Annotated in this window: 3 protein-coding genes (2 of these 3 running past the window's edge); all 3 read right to left on the reverse strand. The window is 75.3% G+C overall.

The window, feature by feature from the left end:
- Tightly spaced (each overlapping or abutting the next), the 3 genes in view from ACZ53N_RS04715 to ACZ53N_RS04725 form a layout consistent with a single transcriptional unit that may run on beyond the window.
- Positions 1–14,429 carry the 5' portion of an L-histidine N(alpha)-methyltransferase gene (locus ACZ53N_RS04715; RefSeq protein WP_469139521.1) on the reverse strand. The gene continues 4,915 nt to the left of window position 1, outside the view, so the window shows 14,429 of its 19,344 coding nt (coding positions 1–14,429); it begins with the start codon at positions 14,427–14,429; its stop codon lies beyond the left edge, outside the window.
- Entirely contained in the window at positions 14,429–19,105 is a 4,677-nt protein-coding gene (locus ACZ53N_RS04720) for an amino acid adenylation domain-containing protein (protein WP_469139522.1), read from the reverse strand. The genes ACZ53N_RS04715 and ACZ53N_RS04720 overlap by 1 nt, the downstream gene beginning before the upstream one ends.
- Positions 19,102–19,345: the end of an SDR family NAD(P)-dependent oxidoreductase gene (locus ACZ53N_RS04725; RefSeq protein WP_469139523.1), read on the reverse strand. Its footprint extends 12,956 nt past the window's final position; 244 of the gene's 13,200 nt are visible here — the last part of the coding sequence; the start codon falls outside the window, past its right edge — the gene reads right to left on this strand; the stop codon is at positions 19,102–19,104. Before ACZ53N_RS04725 ends, ACZ53N_RS04720 begins: the two co-directional genes overlap by 4 nt.

Raw genomic sequence — 19,345 nt, forward strand, 5'->3', positions numbered from 1 at the left:
GTCAGGAAGCCGCCCCAGCGGGCGGTGCCGCCGAAGCGCCGGGACACCTCCTGCCAGTCCCATCGGTCGGCGGGGGTCTCGGTGATCAGATCCCGTCCGTCGGCGAGGTTCCGCCAGAAGGCCTCCACGTCCGGCGAGTCCGGGAACCGCCCGGCCATGCCGATGATGGCGATGGCGTCGTCCGTGACCGGGGAGGTCGCGGGAGTCGGGGTGGCGGCCGGGGCGATCGTGGCTTCCGTTCGGGTGACCGGGGGCAGCGCGGCGACGGTCGGCGCCTCGCTCCCGGTGGCCGTCGCGGCGGCCGGTGCCGGGTCCCGCTCCAGCAGGGCGGGGTGCTCGGCCAGGAGGTGACGGGCGAGCTTGTCGATCGTGTTGGCGCCGAAGAGCGTCGTCGTCGGCACCGTCACGCCGTAGGTCTCGTCCAGGGCCACGGAGAGGGACTGGAGTCCGAAGGAGTCCAGGCCGTACTCGCCGAAGCCGGCCTCCGGGTCGAGCGCCGACGGCGCCAGGCCGAGGAGCTCGGCGACCATCGTCCGCAGTCGGCCGGCCAGTTCACCGGCGGACTGTACGGCCGACGGGGCAGCAGGCTCTGCGGCCGACGGGGCGGCCGGACGGTCCTGGGGTGCGTTCTGCCGGATCCGCATCGCGTCGATCTGCTCGCGCATCCGCTCCGGCTCTCCCGGGAGTACGGCGACCTGGGGGTGTCCCAGCCGCAGCACGAGGTCGAGCATGCGCTCGCCCTCGGCGGCCTCCAGGTAGCGGAAGCCGGTGGCGGCGAGGTAGCCGCGTTCGTCCTCGGGGTCCACGTGCATGCCCCCGGCGCGCCACATGGGCCAGTCGATCGAGACCGTGCGGCCGCTGCGGCGGCCCGCCGAGCGCAGCGTCTCGCGCTCCTCGGCGAACCCGTCGAGGAAGCGGGCGCCGACGGAGTAGTCGACGAGTCCGTAGTCGCCGAGCTGGCCGGCCAGGGACGAGTACAGGACGAACACGTCCAGCGGTTCGTCGCGGGTCACCTCGTCGAGCACGCGGGTGCCCTCGAAGCGCGCCCGCAGGTGGCCGCGGAACTCCGTGACGTCCTTGCCGGGCAGCGGTGTGCGCGAGGCGGTCGCGGCGAGGTGGAAGACGCCGTGCAGCGCGCCCCACCTGTCCTTGACGGCCGTCACGACGCGGGCCATGGCGGCGGGGTCGGTCACCGATGCCTGGAAGTACTCGACGTCACCGAGCGCGCGCAGCTCGGTGATCTCCCGGGCGCGGTCCGCGGCGGGCGACCGGCCGGTGAGGGCCACTCGGGCACCGCGCGCCAGCAGCGTACGGGCGAGCAGCAGTCCGAGCCCGCCGGCGCCGCCGGTCACCAGGTGCACGCCGCCGGTGCGCAGCGGCGATGGGACGGCGGGCAGCGCGGCGACCTCCGAGAGGGCACGCACGGTGCGGCCGGTGGGCGAGAGACGGACCGCGGCCGCGGAGAGCCGTTGGGCCGCGACCTCGGCGAGCAGGACGGCCTGCTCGACCCGGCCCGTGACGCGCACGACGCCGAAGGCCGTGCCGGGCAGGGCGGCGCGCAGCGAGGTGTCGAACCCGCCCCAGGCCTCGGCCATGGCGCCGTCGGGCACGAGGACCTGGATCCGGGCCGCGGCGCGGGAGCCCGTCATGGCCGTCATGGCCTGGACGAGCAGGTAGACCGACTCGATGCCGAGGTCCTCGCGGTCCGGTTCGAGCAGCGGCCACTGGTGCACGATCCGGTCCGCCGGGGTGGCGAGCAGCCGGGCGTAGTCCTCTGCCTCGCCGGGGCGGATCGTGACGGTGGAGCCGTCGTCCGCGTACGCCGAGCCGGCCCGCACGTGGACGGCGCCGGGCACCGGCAGGTCGCCGAAGACCAGCACCCGGCCCGTGAACGGCGCGGCGGGCGGCACGGGTTCGGCCGTCCACGCGGCCGTGAAGAGGCTGACGGGCGCGGTGTCATCGGAGACGGGCGCCGTGTCGGCCGTGTCACCGGAGGCGGGCACAGGGGCGCCGTCGGTGAACCAGTGCCGCTCGGCGGCGAAGGGGTACGCCGGCAGCGAGCGCCGCCGCGGCGCCGGTGTCCACCGGGCGGACCAGTCGATCGTCCTGCCCTTGACCCAGGCGGCGGCCGTCTCGTCGTCGCCGCGGCCGTCGAAGGGCGACCTGTCGGCGTGCCGGTCGACGTGCCCGAGGTGGATTCCGGCCACGTCCCCGGCGAGGAAGCGCCGGAGGGTGGCCACCGCGTGGTCACCGGACTCCGCGACGAACGCCAGGCGTTCGGCGTGCTCGGCGCGGCCGGCCTGGAGCGTGTGGGCGGTGCCCGCGAGGTCGTGCGCCCAGGTGTCGCGGGCGTCGACGAACGACTGCGCGGAGGCGCGCAGCCGCTCGGGATCGCGGGCGGAGAGCGCGAACACGGCCGGGCCGTCGGCCGGCACGGGCTCGTCGGCCGGGTACTCCTCCAGCACGACGTGGGCGTTGACCCCGCCGTAACCGAACGAGCTGACCCCGGCGCGGCGCGGCACGCCGGGCGCCACGGGCGCCCAGTCGCGGCCGGCCGCCGCGACCTCGAACGCCGTGCCCTCCAGTGCCAGATGGGGGTTCAGCTCCGGGCCGTGCGGGTCGCCGGTGATCCGCCCGTGCCGCATCGAGAGCAGCACGCGCAGCACCGCGGCGATGCCCGCCGCCGGCTCGAGGTGGCCGATGGTGTTCTTCAGCGCGCCGAGGGCGCAGTGCGGCGCGGCCGGCGCCGGGTGGCCCCACTCGCGGTAGAGCTCGGCGAACGCCTGGCGCAGGCCGTTGGTCTCGGCGGGGTCGCCGATGACCGTCCCGGTGCCGTGCGTCTCGATGTACCCGATGGTCGCCGGGTCGGTGCCCGCCTCGCGGTGGGCCCGCACGATGACCTCGGCCTGGGCGCGCGGGTTGGGGGCCGTCAGCGAGTTGGACCGGCCGCCGTGGTTGACGGCGGTGCCGCGCAGGACGGCGAGGATCGGGTTGCCGTCGGCGCGGGCGCGGCTGAGCCGCTTGAGCACGACGGCGCCGACGCCCTCGCCGCGCACGTAGCCCGCGGCGTCCTTGTCGAAGGCCCGGCCCACGCCGTCGGGGCTGAGCATGCCCGCCCGTTCGAGGGAGGCGAAGGTCACGGGCGACAGCATGAGGCTGACGCCGCCCGCGATGACCGTGTCGCAGTGTCCGAGCCGCAGGGCCTCCGCCGCGCGGTGCAGGGCCACGAGCGAGCTGGAGCAGGCCGTGTCCACGGGTTCGCTGGGGCCGCGCAGGTCGAGGTGGTAGGAGACGCGGTTGGCCAGCATGGACGGGGTGAGACCGGTCGAGGAGTACGCGTCGGTGGCCGTGCCGGAGCGCTGCACCAGCTCGGCGTATTCCGACGCGCCGACGCCGACGAACAGTCCGGTGTCGGTGCCGGCGAGCTTGTTCGGGTCGATGCCCGCGTCCTCCAGCGCCGTCCAGACGGTGCGCAGCAGCAGCCGCTGGCGGGGGTCCATCCACCGGGCCTCGCGGGGCGAGATGCCGAAGAACAGCGGGTCGAAACGGTCGATGTCCGGCATGAAGCCGCCCCGGGTGATCCGGGTCCGGTCGGGGTGCCGCGCCGGGTCCCCGTAGTGCGCGCGGCTGTCCCAGCGGTCCGCGGGGACCTCGGTGAACAGGTCGCCGCCCCGCTGCAGGCCGGCCCAGAACTCGTCCAGGTCCCGCGCACCGGGCAGGGTGCCCGCCATGCCGACGATGACGACCGGGTCGTCGGCGGCCCGGTCGGCCGCCGCGGGGTGAACCGGGGCGGGCTCGGGCTCGGCCGGTGCCGTGCCGGCCACGGCGTCCGGGTGTTCACGGTCCAGCCACTCGGCGAGCGTCTTCGGGGTGGGGGTGGCGAGGAGCTGGTCGGGCCCGACGGGCACGCCGAAGGCGTTCGCGACGTCGTCGGCGTACCGGATGAGGCTGAGCGAGTCCAGGCCGTGCTCGTGGAAGGAGCCGGCGGGGTCGAGGTCGGCCACCGGGTAGCCGCTGACCGCACCCAGCAGGCGCAGCAGGGTGTCCAGCGAACCGGCCCGGCGGGCCGGGCGGGCGGCCGTGGTGACCGCTCCGGCGGAAAGGGCCGGGGCGGCCGGGGCGACTGCGTCGATCCAGCAGCGGGTCCGTGCGAACGGGTACCCGGGCAGCGACAGCGGGCGCACCGGGCCCTGGTGGGCGGCCGCCCAGTCGAAGACCTCACCCGCGGCCCAGCGACGCGCCACGCCGTCCGGGTCGGCCGGGGAGGGCACGGTGGCCGTCCCGGGTTCCGCGGTCACCACGGCGGTGTGGCCGCAGGGCCGACCGGCGAGGAAGGCTTCGAGCGCTTCGGTGAGTTCCCCCGCCGATCGCGCCACGACGGCGAACCGGTGGGCCATGGGCTCCCGCCCGGTCTGCAGCGTGTACGCCAGCCGGCCGAGGTCGACGCCGGCGCCGCCGCCGGCGCGTCCGGCCAGCTCGCGCAGGGTCGTCCCGCCGTGCACGGTGCCCGGCCGGACGAAGTCGCCGAGGCCGATCAGCCGGACCATGGTGGCCGGGTCCAGCCCCAGCTCGTCGAGCGGTTCGTCGACGGCCGTGACGGGCACGCCGACCGCGGTGGCGATGTTCTTGAGGTCCTGGGGGTCGGCGCCGGGACCGGCGGTCCGCAGCCAGCCCAGCATCCCTTCGACGACGCGGCGCAGTGCCTCCGCGTCCCGTGCGGAGAACGGGAAGACGGCCGGTCCCGCCGTACCGCCCGCCGGGGTGTCGTCCCGGTACTCCTCGACCACGAGGTGGGCGTTGGAGCCGCCGGCGCCGAAGGCGCTGATGCCCGCGCGCAGCGGCTCGGCACCCGTCCACGGCGTGAGCTCACGCTGCACGCGGAACGGCACGGAGTTCCAGTCGACGGCCGGGTTGAGGCTCTCCGCGTGCAGCGACGGCGCCAGTTCACGGGCCTTCATCTGCAGCAGGACCTTGGTGAGGGCGGCGACGCCCGCGGCCGACTCCAGGTGGCCGACGGAGGACTTCACCGAGCCGAGGGCGATGGATCCGGCCGGCAGGTCGCCGAAGGCCCGGACCAGCCCGGCCACCTCGGCCGGGTCGCCCAGCGCGGTACCGGTGCCGTGCGCCTCGACGTACGAGACGCTCGCCGGGTCGACGCCTGCTCCGTGCAGTGCCGAAGCGATGACCTCGCCCTGGGCGGCCGGGCTCGGGACGGCGAAGCCGCCGGTCTTGCCGCCGTGGTTGACGGCGCCGGCGAGGATCACGCCGAGGATCCGGTCGCCGTCGCGCTCCGCCGCCGCCAGCGGCTTGAGCAGGACGGCGCCGACGCCTTCGCCGGGCACCATCCCGTCGCCGTCGGCCGCGAAGCTGCGGCACCGCCCGCTCTCGCCGGTGAAGCCGCCGGCCGCGAGCTGGCGGTACTTGCGCGGGTGCGGGGCGAGGTTGACACCGCCCGCGAGCGCGTAGTCCGCCTGTCCGGCCGCGAGGGCCTCACAGGCGAGGTGGATGGCCGTGAGCGACGACGAGCACATGGTGTCGATCGCGAGGCTCGGCCCGTGGAAGTCGAAGAAGTACGAGACCCGGTTGGCGATGGAGGCGTACCCCATGCCTCCCGCGAGGCCCCGCTCGTCCTCGAACAGCTGGTAGTGCCCGTACATGACGCCCGTGTACACGCCGACGCGGCTGCCGCGCAGGCGCGCCCGGGTGTAGCCGGCGTCCTCCAGCGCGTGCCAGGAGGTCTGCAGGAACAGCCGCTCCTGCGGGTCGGTCAGCTCGGCCTCGCGCAGCGACATCTGGAAGAAGCGGGGGTCGAACTCGTCGATGCCGTCGAGGAAGCCGCCCCAGCGGCTGATCTTCTGCCCGTCCGCCTCGGTCAGCGCGGTGTGGTCCCACCGGTCGGCCGGCACCTCACGCACGCAGTCACGGCCGGCGCGCAGGTTCGCCCAGAACGCGTCGGGGTCGTCGGCCAGGGGGTAGCGGCCGGCGACGCCGATGACCGCGATGCGCCGGTCCGCCTCCGCGGCGGGCTCCGACGGGCGGTCGGACGCGCGCACGGCCGGGTGCGCGGCCACGGCGGGCTCCCGTACGGCGGGCTCCGCCGCGGCGGGCGCCTCGGGAAGCAGGGCGCGCACCTTGTCGGCGTGCCGCTCGACCAGGTAGTCGGCGACCTCACGGACCGTCGGGTACTCGAACAGCAGGGTCGCGGGCAGCTCGCCCATGCGCTCGGACAGCAGGTCCACGATGCGGGCCACGGTCAGCGAGTCGACGCCGAAGTTCTCGTACGTCTCGTCCAGCCAGAGCCGGTCGCGGGGGACCTGGAGGATCTCCACGAAGGCGTCCTTCACGTACTCCCGGGCGGCCTCGACCAGCGCGTCGGCGTCCCCGCCGGACGGCACGGACGGCCGCACGGGCGGCCCGGACGGCACAGCCGATCCGACGGTCCGCGGGGACGCCACGGCCGCCGTGGGGAGGGCCGCCGGTGCGGCGCCGATCGCCGTCTCCGCGACCACCACGTGCTGGCTCAGCCCCTCGTCGGCCGGGAGGGCACGGCTGCGGGCGAAGCCGGCGAGCGCGAGGGCCTTGCGCCAGCCGGGCGCGGAGAGCAGCGGGGAGCCGGGCAGGCGCAGTTCGGCGTCCTCGTGCAGCCACCAGCCGTCGAGCAGACCGAAGGTGAGCGTGGCGGTGAGGACGTTGCTGCTGGCCTCGTTGAGCACCAGCCGTCCGCCGGGCTTGAGCAGCCAGGCCACCGCGCGCAGGGTGCCGAGCAGGTCGGAGGTGGCGTGCAGGACGTTGGCCGCCACGACCAGGTCGGCGCTGCCGGGCTCGAAGCCCTGGGCCACCGGGTCGCCCGAGATGTCGAGCTGCTGGAACCGGACGTAGGGGTACGTCTCGGCGAACCGCTGCTTGCCGTGCTGCAGGAAGGCGCGGGAGATGTCGGTGTAGACGTAGGTCACGTCGGCGCCCGAGGCGGTCAGTGCCGGAAGCACGCTCGCGGTGGTGCCGCCGGTGCCCGCCCCGATCTCGACGATGGTGACGGGGCCGTTGTGGCGGGACAGGCCGTCCGTGACGGCGCCGACCACGAGTTCGTTGGCGCGGTCGACGACCGGGCTGCCCCGGTAGGCGCCCTCCACGAGCGCGGTCGAGCCGCCGGGGAACATCACGTCGGTGGCGCGGACGCTGCCGCGCATCACCGCGAACAGGTTCCGCATGCACGGGAGCAGCAGCCGGTCGAAGCGGTTGAGCGCCGGCTTCTGCTCGCAGAGGGCGACCAGCTCGCCCTCCGGGTCCGCGGGGGCCGGGCGGCCGGCGGGGGTGAGGTGCCCGCCGTCGTCCCTCAGGTAACCCGACTCGGTCAGCTGCCGCAGGAGCTCGGTGAAGAGCCTGCCCTGCGCGGGGAGGACGCGCAGTCGCTCCGCGAGGGTGGCGGAGGTCCACCGCTCGCCCTGGCCGAGGAACACGCCCTCCTGGCGGAAGAGCGTCCACAGCCAGCCGCACATGACCTCGGTCAGGCGGGCGTCGTCGGCCTCGGTGAGCAGCCGGGCGACGGGGGGAAGTGCCGTCAGGGACGGCACCAGTGACGGGTCGTCCGCCGGCGCCTCGGTGTTCGTCATGGTGTTCGTTTCTGTGTGCGCGAGGTCCGCCGGGGCGGGTTCCACGCCGACGGCGGCGAGGGCGGTGGCGTCGGCCTTGACCACGATGACCTGGCGGTCCGGGCGGCCCAGCACGGAGTGCACGGCGGCCATCCCCTCCTCGGGGGTGATCGAGTAGATCCCGGTGGCCGCGAGGCGGCTGCGGTGGCGCTCGTCGGCGACGATGCCGACGGTCCCCCAGTAGCCCCAGTTGATCACGGCGACCTTGGCGTCCAGTACCCCGTCGAGGTGGTGGGCGAAGGCGTCCTCGAAGGTCGACCCGGCCGCGTAGTTGCCCTGTCCGGCGCTGCCGGAGAGGGCCACCGCCGAGGAGAAGAACAGCACGAAGTCCACGTCGTCCGAGCCGCCGAGCGCGGCGTGCAGGGCGACCGAGGTGCGGGTCTTGGCCTCCAGGACCGAGCGGAAGGTCTCCTCGGTCATCGTGGCGACGGTCTGGTCCCGCAGGACGATCGTGGCGTGGAAGACACCGTGCAGCGCGCCGTGGGTGGCACGCGTCCACGCGACCGCGTCGCGCAGCGCCGCGGGGTCCGTCGCGTCGGCCCGGCGGTAGGAGACCAGGGTGCCGCCCGGGTCGATGGCGCGCAGCCGGCCGCGGCGGACGGTGTCCAGTTCGCTGCGACCCAGCAGCACGACCTTCGCCCCGTACGTGCGCACGAGCCACTCGGTCAGTTCGAGGCCGATGCCGCCGGCACCGCCGAGGATCAGGTAGGTGCCGCCGCGGCGGATCCGCTCCTGCGGGGGCGTGGCCGTGACGGGGACCAGGCGGCGGTGGTGGAGCACGCCGCCGCGCAGTGCGTACGGGCCGCCGGCGGGGACGTCGAGCACGTCCGCGGAGGGCCGGTCGGCGGACGAGCGGTCGACGACGGCCACCCGCCAGCGCGGGTGTTCCTGGGCCAGCGACAGGGCGAGGCCGTGCAGGCTCGCCGCGTAGGGGTTGCCGACCGGTTCGCCGGCCGTGCCGAGCGCGTCCTCGGTGACGACGGTGAGCCGGACCGAGGAGCCGAGCCGCTGCAGGACCTTGGCGAGCCGGAACAGGGCGAGGACGCCCCGCTCCTGGGTGGCTTCGAGTGCGGCGATGTCGCCGGTCCGCGCTCCAGCACCGGGGCCGAGCAGGACGACGTGGTCGGGCCGGCCGGTCGCGGTGGCGAGGCGGTCGGGGTCCAGCTCGACGACGGTGCCGCCCAGGCGGGCCGTCAGGGCGGCCGCGAGCTCAGCGGACTCCGGGCCGCGGACAAGCCAGGTGGTCCCGCCCGTCGGCGCCGCGTCCCGCGCGGGCAGCGCGGACCAGCGCGGAACGTACATCAGGTCGTCCGCCACCACCGGCTCCGCCGATACCGCCCCGGGGGCCGCCGCGCCCGGGGCGGGGCGCAGCGACAGGTCGCGCAGCCGCGCGCAGACGCGTCCGGCGTCGTCGGTCAGGGTCAGTTCGTAGCGGTCGGTGCCGACGGTCCGCACGTGCGCGTATCCGAGGTCCGTCACCGGGGCGAGGACCTCGGCGGCGGTGAGGGCGAAGGGCACCATGGCGGGGCCGGCACTCCGGTCGCGCAGCACCGCGAAGGCGTGCAGCGCGCCGTCGACCACCGAGGGGTGGAGGGCACAGCCGGCGAAGCGGGCGGCCTCGGCGGGGACCCGCAGCCGCACCAGTGCTTCCCCGTCACCCACGGCGACCCACTCGACGGCCCGCAGGGCCGGGCCGTAGACCAGGCCCGCCGCCGCGAGGTCCGCGTAGATGTCGGTGCCCTCGTGACGTCGGTTCAGGCGGGCCCGGACGGCGTCGATCGCGACGGTTTCCGGGGCCGGCGCGGGCAGGGCGTCGATCCGGCCCTCGGCGAGCAACTCGCCGTCGCCGTCCCGCAGGTCGAACACCAGGCCGCTGTCACCGCGGCGCAGCCGCGTCCTGGCCGAACGCTCGGTGCCGGCCACGACGAAGGGCCGCAGCCACCGGACGCCCGCGAGCTTGAGCTGCTGCCCCGCCCCGGCCGCCTCGGCCGCTGCGCGGGCCATCTCCAGGACGGCCGCGGCGGGCAGCAGACGCATGTCGCCGACCCGGTGTCCGTCGATGTAGGGGTGCTCGGGGCCGAAGGCCGTCCGGTAGGTCAGGCCGTCGAGGCTGTCGACCGGGTCGACCTCGTCCAGCAGCGGGTGCACGGGACGCGGCGCGACCTGGACCGGGCCCGGAGCGGGCTGCGCGGGCGGCGACCAGATGGTGTCGGTGAGCCAGCAGCGCAGCTCCTCGAAGGGGTAGCCCGGCAGCGGCACTCGCCGTCCGCGCGTCTCGGGCCAGTCGACCGTCGCACCGGCGGCCCAGGCGGCGGCGATGTCCGCCGGGGCGGAGCTCACGGGTGCGGCGGCCCGGGACGCCTTGCGGCCGCGCGCGCTGCCGGTCCAGACGCCCTGCGGGTCGCTCCCCCGCAGCCTGGCCACCAGCTCGGTGACGGTGGAGGCCGAGACGACCATCCGGTCCGCCCACTCCTCACGCCCCCGCTGGAGCGTGAACGCCACATCCGCGAGGCGGTGGTGCGGGCCCGTCTCCAGGGCGTCCGCCAGCTCGGCGGCGAGCACCGGCAGGCGCTCGGGGGCCTTGGCGGAGAGGGGGAACAGCCACGGGCCGCGCTCGTCGCCGTCCGTCGGCCCCACTCCCGCGTTCTCCTGGTATTCCTCCACGACGAGGTGGGCGTTGGCGCCGCCGGCGCCGAAGGAGCTGATGCCCGCCCGGCGGGGGGTGCCCGCGATGCGGGGCCACGGGGCCAGGTCGCGCTGCACGCGCAACGGGGTGGAGTCGAAGTCGATGTTCGGGTTCAGCGGGTCCGCGTGCAGCGACGGCACGAGCTCGCCGTGCTGCATCTGCAGCAGCACCTTGCACAGCCCGGCCATGCCGGAGGCGGACTCCAGGTGACCGACGTTGGACTTGACCGAGCCGATCGGCAGGGTGCGCGACGACGGGACGGCCGTGCCCAGCGCCCGGGCGAGGCCTCGGATCTCCACCGGGTCGCCGAGGGCGGTGCCGGTGCCGTGCGCCTCCAGGTAACCGAGCGACGCCGGGTCGACGCCGGCCTGCGCCAACGCCTGCGCGACGAGGTCGCCCTGGGCGACGGGGTTGGGCACGGTGAAGCCGTTGGTCCGGCCGCCGTGGTTGACGCTGGACCCGAGGATGACGCCGTGGATGTGGTCACCGTCGCGGACGGCGTCCGCCAGCGGGCGCAGCAGCACCGCGCCGACGCCCTCGCCGGGGACGTAGCCGTCGCCGTCCGCGCCGAAGCTGCGGCACCGGCCGTCACTGGAGGTGAACTGGCCCTGGCCCAGGAAGCGGTACTTGTACGGGTGGGCGTGCAGGTTGACGCCGCCGGCGACGGCCATGTCGGTGTCACCGGCCCACAGGTCGCGCACGGCCAGGTGGATCGCGGTCAGCGAGGACGAACACATCGTGTCCACGCCCAGGCTGGGGCCGGTGAGGCCGAGGGTGTACGAGACGCGGTTGGCGATCGAGGCGTGCGACGAGGCGCCGATCCGGCCGTCCTCGGCCTCGTGCAGCTGGTACAGCCCGTACATGGCGCCGACGTACACGCCGACGCGGTGGGAGCGCAGGTCGGCGCGGGTACGCCCGGCGTTCTCCATGGCGTGCCAGGCCGTCTGCAGGAACAGCCGCTCCTGCGGATCGATGATCTCCGCCTCGCGGGGCGACACGCCGAAGAAGAGCGGGTCGAACTTGTCGATGCCGCGCAGGAAGCTTCCCCACCGGCTGTACCGGGCGGCCCGGTCGGCGGGGGTGGCCTGGTCGTAGTCGCGCCAGTCCCAGCGGTCCGCCGGAATCTCGGTGACGAGGTCCCGGCCCGCCTTCAGGTTGGCCCAGAAGGCCTCCAGCGTGTCCGATTCGGCGAATCGCGCGGCGACGCCCACGATGGCGATGGGCACGGGCCCCTGGGCAGAGGCTGCCGCACCGCCCTGGTGGAGTGCGGGGGTGGCGGCGGTCGGCGTCACCGGCGCGGGGGCCGAAGCGGCGGGCGCGGGGGCGGGAGCCTCGACGGCGGGGGCGGGCGCCAGTTCCAGGATCCGGGCGCCGTGGTGCTCGGTGAACCAGTCCGCGAGCGCGCGCAGGTTCTGGTACTCGAAGAACAGCGTCTTCGGCAGCGACCCGAAGTGCTCCTCCAGCCGACGGGTCAGGTCCATGATCAGCAGCGAGTCGATGCCGTACTGCTCGAAGGCCGTGTCGGCCTCGATCTCCTCCGGCGGGAACTCGAACACCTCGGCGAGCACCTCGCGCAGGAAGTCCTCGGCCGCGGCCGTCGGTTCCGTGCTCGCCGTCCCGGACAGCCCCGACGAGGCTGACGGCACGGTCGGCTCCGGCGCCGGCGCGTCGAGCACCTCCCGCAGGCGCGCGAGGTTGCCGTGCGCGACCAGGACGTGGTCGCCGTCGTGGCCCAGCGACCGGTCGAAGGCGGCCAGCGCCGCGCCGGTCGGCATCGCCACCAGCCCGACCTGACGGGCCATCCGGGCGGCGGTGGCGTCGTCGGCGTCGACGCGTATCCCGCCGTCGGCCCACAGCGACCAGAGCACGGAGAGGCTGCGGCCGGGCCGGTCGCTGCCGCGCCGCCACGCGCTGAACGCGTCGAGGAAGCGGTTGGCGTAGGCGTAGTCGGTCTGTCCGGGGCTGCCGGCGGCGCCGGACATGGAGGAGAAGGCGACGAAGAAGTCGAGCGGATCGTCCGCGGTGGCCCGGTCGAGGTCGAGGGTGCCGCGCACCTTGGGCGCCAGCACGGCCGCGCTGTCCTCGTCGGCCTTGCGGATCAGCAGCGCGTCGCGGGTGGTCCCGGCGAGGTGCAGCACGCCGTGGATCGGTCCGAAGGAGGCGTGGACCCGCTCGACGAGGTCCGCCGCGGCGCCGGGGGCGCCGAGGTCCGCCTGAAGGTAGTGCACGTCAAGGCCGGCGGCGCGCAGGTCCGCGAGGTCGGCCGTCGCCGAACGCCCCGTCAGGACGTAGCGGGCAGTGCCCCCCAGATGGGCGACAAGGTGGCGGCCGATGGCACCGGCGCCGCCGGTGACCAGCACGGTGCCGCGCGGCGTGAGCGGGGCGGCGGTGGGCTCGACGCTCTCCCACCGGAGGGCCTGGCGGCCCTCGGCCGTGTAGCGGACCCGGAATTCGTGCGGGCCGCGTGCTTCGCTGCCGACGACGTCGGCGAGGGACGCCGTGCCCGGCTCGATCACGGCGACGCGGAACTCGGGGTGCTCGTGGGCGAGGGAGCGCGCGAACCCGTCGAGGGCGTACACCCGCGCGTCCTCGGCCCCGCCCGTCGGGCGGAAGACGTGCAGCACCCGCACCGGCTGCCGGGCCGGCTGCGCCGACCAGGCGCGGAAGAGCCGCAGCAGCCCGGGCAGCGGGTCGCCGTCCACGGTGCGGACGACGAGGAGTTCCTCGGCGCGGGGGAAGACGGTGTCCTCGCCGGCGCGCTCGGCGCCGGGGAGCGTTCCCGCGCCGAGCAGCACCACGGGTGCGGGCCGGCCGTCGGCCGCGGCCGGGGCGGGGCGCCAGCGCTGGGCGAGCAGGTTCGTGGCGACGGCGTTGTCCAGCCGGGCGGCACCGTCGACGGCCCGGGTGACGACGGCACGCAGCCGCACGCACACCCGGCCCTCGTCGTCCGCGAGGGTCACGTCGTGGCCCGCCGGGGTGGCGACGGCGTGCACATGGCCCTGCTCGGGCAGCGGGCCGAAGATGTCGACCGCGTCCACGGAGAACGGCAACTGCCGCGCGCGGGGTGCCGACGGGTCCTCGTCGGTCCACAGGCAGGCCTGGAGCATCGCGTCGAGCAGGGACGGATGCAGGGTGAAGTCGTCGAAGGGGACGTCGGCGGCCGCCGGGACCGCGACGTGCGCGAGGGCCTCGCCCGGGGCGGACCGCACCGATCGCAGGCCCTGCAGGCTCGGTCCGTAGCCGCCGCCGAGGGCGGTGAAGACCGCGTAGCACTCGTCGGCCGTCGCCGTGCGGGGCAGCCGGGACCGGACGGCGTCCAGGTCGAGGAGCGGCGCTTCGGAGCGGGCGTCGAAGCGGAGCGTGCCGGTGGAGCACAGCGCGCCGTCGGCCGTGCCGTCGACCCGTCGCACCTCGTAGGACACGCCGTCGGCGGCCTTTTCGAGGTGCAGGCGCACCCGCACGGCCTCGTCCTCGACGAGCACCGGGCGGGCCCACAGGACGTTCACGATGCCGGTCGGGGTGCCGTGTCCCAGCTTCGCGGCGGCGGCCACGGCGAACTCCAGCGCCGCCACCGCGGGCAGAATCTTGATCGTGCCGAGGGCGTGGTCGCGCAGGTAGAACTCGTCGCCGGTCAGGAGCCGTTCGGCCGGGCCGTCCGCCAGGCCGGCGGGCGGGCTGATCCAGTAGCGCCGGGTCGGCCGGGGCGGGTGGGGCAGGGAGAGCCGGGCCGGGCGGCCACCGGGCAGCTCCGGCCAGACGACGGGACGGCCCGTGACCCAGATCCGGGCGGCCTCGGCCACGTCGTCCGTGGCGAGGGGCTCCACGGCGGCGTCCGCCTGCGCGGTGCCGGTCATGACGCCCTCGCCGTCGCGCAGTCGCGCCGCCAGCTCCCGGGTGCTCGTCACGACGACGGCGAGCCGCTCCCGCAGCTGTTCCCGGCCGGCCTGCAGCGTGTGCGCGATGCCGTCGAGGGAAGCCGTGGGGTGGGCGTCCAGCCAGGCCGACAGCTCGGCCCGGTACCGGTCGAGCTGTTCGGCGCCGTCGGCCGACAGCACGATCAGTCGAGCGGTCATGTGCTCGGTGTTACCGCTCATCAACGCTTCCCCGCCTCTTCCACTACCACGTGCACGTTGCTGCCTCCCATACCGAACGAGCTGACGCCGGCTCGGGCCGGCGCGCCGTCGGGTGTTTCCCATGCCTGTGTTCCGGACTGGAGCCGGAACGGACTGCCGGCGAGGTCGATCATCGGGTTCGGCACCCGGAGGTCCACCAGGCCCGGCAGCGTGCGGTGACGCATCGCCAGCAGGACCTTCACGATGCCGGCCACGCCGGCGGCGGCCTCCAGATGGCCGATGTTCGTCTTGACCGACCCGACGCCGGTCCGGCCCGGAACGACCGGGCTCCCCCAGTCGTCGTGCAACTGGCCGAACGCCTCCTTGAGCGCGTCGATCTCGATCGGGTCGCCGAGCGAGGTGCCGGTGCCGTGCGCCTCGATGTAGCCGATGGTGTCGGGTGCCACCGCGGCGGCCCGGTGCGCGGCGAGCACGACATCGCGCTGTGCCTGCGGGTTGGGCACCGTGAGCGAATGGGTGTGCCCGCCGTGGTTCTCGGCCGAACCGATCAGCACGCCGTGCACCGGGTCGCCGTCGGCCAGCGCGCGGTCCAGCAGCTTGAGCGCCAGGAGCACCACGCCCTCGCCCCTGCCGTAGCCGTCGGCACGCTCGTCGAACGTCTTGCAGCGGCCGTCCGGGCTGAGCATCCCGGCGCGGCGCAGCCCGGTGAAGCCGTGCGGCGACAGCAGCAGGTTCGCCCCGCCGGCCAGGGCCAGTTCGCAGTCGCCGAGCTGCAGGGCTCGCGCCGCGCGGTGGACGGCGACGAGCGAGCTGGAGCAGGCCGTGTCGAACACGGCGCTGGGGCCGTGCAGGTCGAACACGTAGGAGATGCGGTTGGCCGCGATGGAGGCGACGTTGCCGATCAGGAAGTGGTCGCCCATCTCCGGGGAGCCGGGGCCGAGCAGGCTCAGGTAGTCCGCGCCGCTGAGGCCGACGAAGACCCCGGTGCGGCTGCCGGCGAGTGCCGCCGGGGCCTGGCCGGAGTCCAGCACGGCCTCGTGCGCGGCGTGCAGCAGCAGCCGCTGCTGCGGGTCCATCTGCGCCGCCTCGCGGGGCGAGATGCGGAACAGCGGCGCGTCGAAGGCGTCCACGTCGTCGACGAAGGAGCCCCGGAAGCTCTCGGGGAACACCCGGGCGGAGAAGCCGCGCTCCATCGGGTAGGGGCGGGTCAGGTCGCGTCCGGCGGCCAGGTGGCCCCAGAACTCCTCCAGGTTGCCGGAGGAGGGCAGCCGTCCGCCGACCCCGATGACCGCGACCGGCGGGTAGCCGTCCACCGCGGCGGCCGGGGCCGGTGCGGCGGGGGCGGCGGGCACCCGCGCGGTGGGGGTGGCGAACGCCTCGGGGTGTGCCTTCGTCAGGAAGGCGGCGAGGGAGGTGAGGTCGGGGTGGGCGTAGAAGACCGTCGGCCGCACCGTGATGCCGAACCGCTCCCGCAGCGCCACCGCCAGCCGGGTGAAGCCGATCGAGTCGAAGCCCGACTCGCCCAGCGGCCGGTCGACGGGTACCTGCTCCGCCGTCAGTCCGGCGACGCCGGCCGTGGCCTCCCGCAGCCGCGCCAGGAGATCGCCGTCGCCCGCCGGGGGCGGCGGCGCCACCGCCGGCCGCGCCGGCACGGGTGCGACGGGCCGGTCGTCGTGACCGAACCGGCGCAGCAGCTCCTCGACGGGAAGCGCCGTCAGGGGACCGGCGTCGACCTTGGCGTTGGGGGTCAGGGGGAACCGTGCCAGGGCCACGGTGCGGGAGGGGACCATGTAGTCGGGCAGCCAGGCGGTCGCCTGCCGGACGGCGTCCTCCGCGGCGGCCGCGGTGGCCGTCACGAACGCGACCAGCTGCGGATGCCCCGGAAGGTCCTCGCGCACGACCACGCGGACGTCGCCGATCTCGCCGGTGCGGCGGACGGCGGCCTCGATCTCCCCGAGCTCGATGCGGTGCCCGCGCAGCTTGACCTGCCGGTCGGCCCGGCCGAGCAGCACCATGTCGCCGGTGGCCGACCAGCGGGCCAGATCGCCCGTGCGGTAGAGCCGTTCTCCGGTCGACGGGTCGGTGACGAAGCGCTCGGCGGTCAGCTCCGGCCTGCCGCGGTAGCCCCGGGCGACGCCGTCGCCGCCGATCAGCAGTTCGCCCACCGCGCCGAACGGCACGGGAGCGCCGTCGGGGCCGGCGGTCCGGAACGTGGTGTTGGCGATCGGGGTGCCCACACTGACGGGCCGGTTGCGGCGTACGCGCTGCGTGGAGGACCAGATCGTCGTCTCGGTCGGCCCGTACATGTTCCACAGCTCGTCGCACCGGTCCAGCAGCCGATCGGCGAGCTCGGCGGTCATCGCCTCCCCGCCGCACAGCAGCCTGCGCACCCGTCCCGTCCACCCGGCGTGCAGCAGCATCTCCCAGGTGGCGGGCGTGGCCTGGACGATCGTCGCGCCCGAGTCGCCGAGCAGATCGGCCAGTGCGAACCCGTCCCGCACCACGTCCGCGGGCGCGATGTGGACGGCGGCGCCGCGGATCAGCGGGAGCAGCAGTTCCAGACCGGAGATGTCGAACCCGGCGGTGGTCACGGCCAGCAGCGTGTCGTCCTCGGCGCAGCCGGGACGATCGGCCATCGCGGTGAGCAGGTTGACCAGGTTGCCGTGGCTGACCTCGACGCCCTTGGGCTCTCCGGTCGACCCGGAGGTGTAGAGGACGTATGCGAGGTCGGTGTCGCGGCAGGCGACCGAGCCGGCCGGAGGCGTCGGCTCCGTCGGCGCCGGGTCGGTCAGGGGGATGCGCACACCCGGCGTGCCGTCGGGCAGCCGCCCGGCCAGGTCCGCATCGAGGACGACGGCCGCCAGGCCGGCGTCGGTGGCGATGTGGGCGAGCCTCGCGGCCGGGAAGTCGGGGTCGAGGGGGACATACGCGGCCCCCGCGGCCTGGACCGCGAGCAGGGCCACGATCAGCGCGGCCCGGCGGCCCACGAGGACGCCGACCAGATCGCCGGGGCGCACGCCCCGGGCGACGAGGACGCCGGTGAGGGCGTGCACCTGCCCGGCGAGCTCCGCGTAGGTCAGCGACCCCGTGGCGTCGATGACGGCGGTGCGCTCCGGGCCGCTCCGCGCGCGGGCGAGCACCAGGTCGGCGGCGGTGACGTCGCGCGGCCGCTCGGCCCGGGTGGCGTTGGTCCGTTCGACCACCTGTCGTTCGGCCGCGGAGGCGAGCGCGAAGTCGCCGACGCGGCGGGCCGGGTCGGCCGTGACCGCCTCCAGCAGCAGCCGGTAGTGCTCGGCCAGCCGCTCGACGGTGGCGCGGTCGAACAGCTCCGGGTCGTACTTGAAGTAGACGTGCGCACCGGTGCCGCGCACGACCACCTCGACGACGAGGTCGCTCTCGCCCTCCTGGGTCAGGTCGAGCGCGTCCCGGAAGACGGTCTGCCCGGCCGCCATGTCCTGGTCCCCGCCGACGCCCTGCTGCATGTAGAAGCCGATGTCGAAGCCCGCCTCGCCGTCCGAGGTCCGGCGGAGGTCGTCGACGACGGACGCGAACGGGTACGCGCTGTGGTCCTCGGCCTCGGCCATCCGCGTCTGCACGGCGTCCATGAGCTCGGTGAAGCTCCGGTCGGGGTCGCAGTCCACGCGCAGGACCACCGGGTTGATCAGGTAGCCCACGGTGCGGTCGAAGCGCTGCGAGGGGCGGCCGTCGGTCGGCACCATCACGCTGATGTCGCGGTGCCCGGAGTGGCGGTGCAGCAGCGCGGTGAAGGCGCCGAGAACGACGCTGAACGGGGTCAGCCGGGCGGCGCGGGCGGTGTCCCGTACGGCGGTCCAGGTGGCCTCCGGCAGCCGCAGCTGCACCATCGCGCCCTCGGCGTGCGAGGCCGGGCCGACGCGGCGGTGGTCGGCGAGCGCGCCGAGCACCGGTGCGGTCGAGGCACCGGCCAGGCGGCCCTGCCACCAGCGCCGGTGCTTCTCGGCCTCGGGACCGTCGAGCATCGCCCGCTGCCACCGCACGAACTCGGCGTAGGGGGCCGCGGGTTCGACGGGCGGCAGCTCCCGCCCCTCGGCGAGCGCGTCGTGGCAGGCGACGATGTCGCGCAGCAGGAGGTGGCTGGAGACGCCGTCGGTGATCAGGTGGTGGAACACCAGCAACAGCAGCGTGGCACCGCCGGGCGCCGCGACGATCCACATCCGGTGCAGCGGGTCGTCCTCGAGGTCGAACGGGCGGCGCACCAGGTTCCGGACACGGGCGGCGAATTCGCCGTCGGTCACGTGGGCGAGGTCCAGCCGGGTCACCTCCGCGGGGCGGTCGGTGACTTCCTGCACCGGCCCGGTGGCGTCCAGCCGGACGGCGATGCGCAGCTCGGGGTGGCGTCGCACCACGGCGGCCAGAGCCTCGGCGAGCCGGTCCGGGTCGACGTCGTCGCCGAGCCACAGGCCGAGCGGGAGGTTGTACGACACGGCCTGCGGGTCGGTCGCGTGGATCGCCCACAGGGCGGCCTGTCCCCGGCTGAGCGGGTACGGCCCGGGCTCGGGCGCGGGCTCGACCGCCGGTGCCGATGCCGGCTCCGGTGCCGGCTCTGCCGCCGGCTCCGACGTCGGCTGCATCAGGCCCCGCAGCAGGAGTTCCGCCACGTCGTCGGACACCTCGCCGGTGGCGATCGCCGCCAGCAGTTCGCGCAGTTCGGTGCTCATCGTCCCGTTCCCCCCTTCAGTGCGGCCAGCGCGTCGTCCACGCCGACGGTGCCGTTGCGCAAGCCCGCCAGCAGAGCCGCGACCCCGTCCTTGGCCGGCTCACCGGGCCGTGCGGCGGCCGGTGCCGGATCCGGCCCGTCCTCCTCGTGCCTCGGCAGCGGTCCGTACGCCTCGAACACGGCACGGGCCACCGCCCGCACCGTCTGTGCCACGCCGAACATCCGGGCCGGAATGTCCACG

Source organism: Streptomyces sp. NPDC033229 (assembly GCF_055576875.1).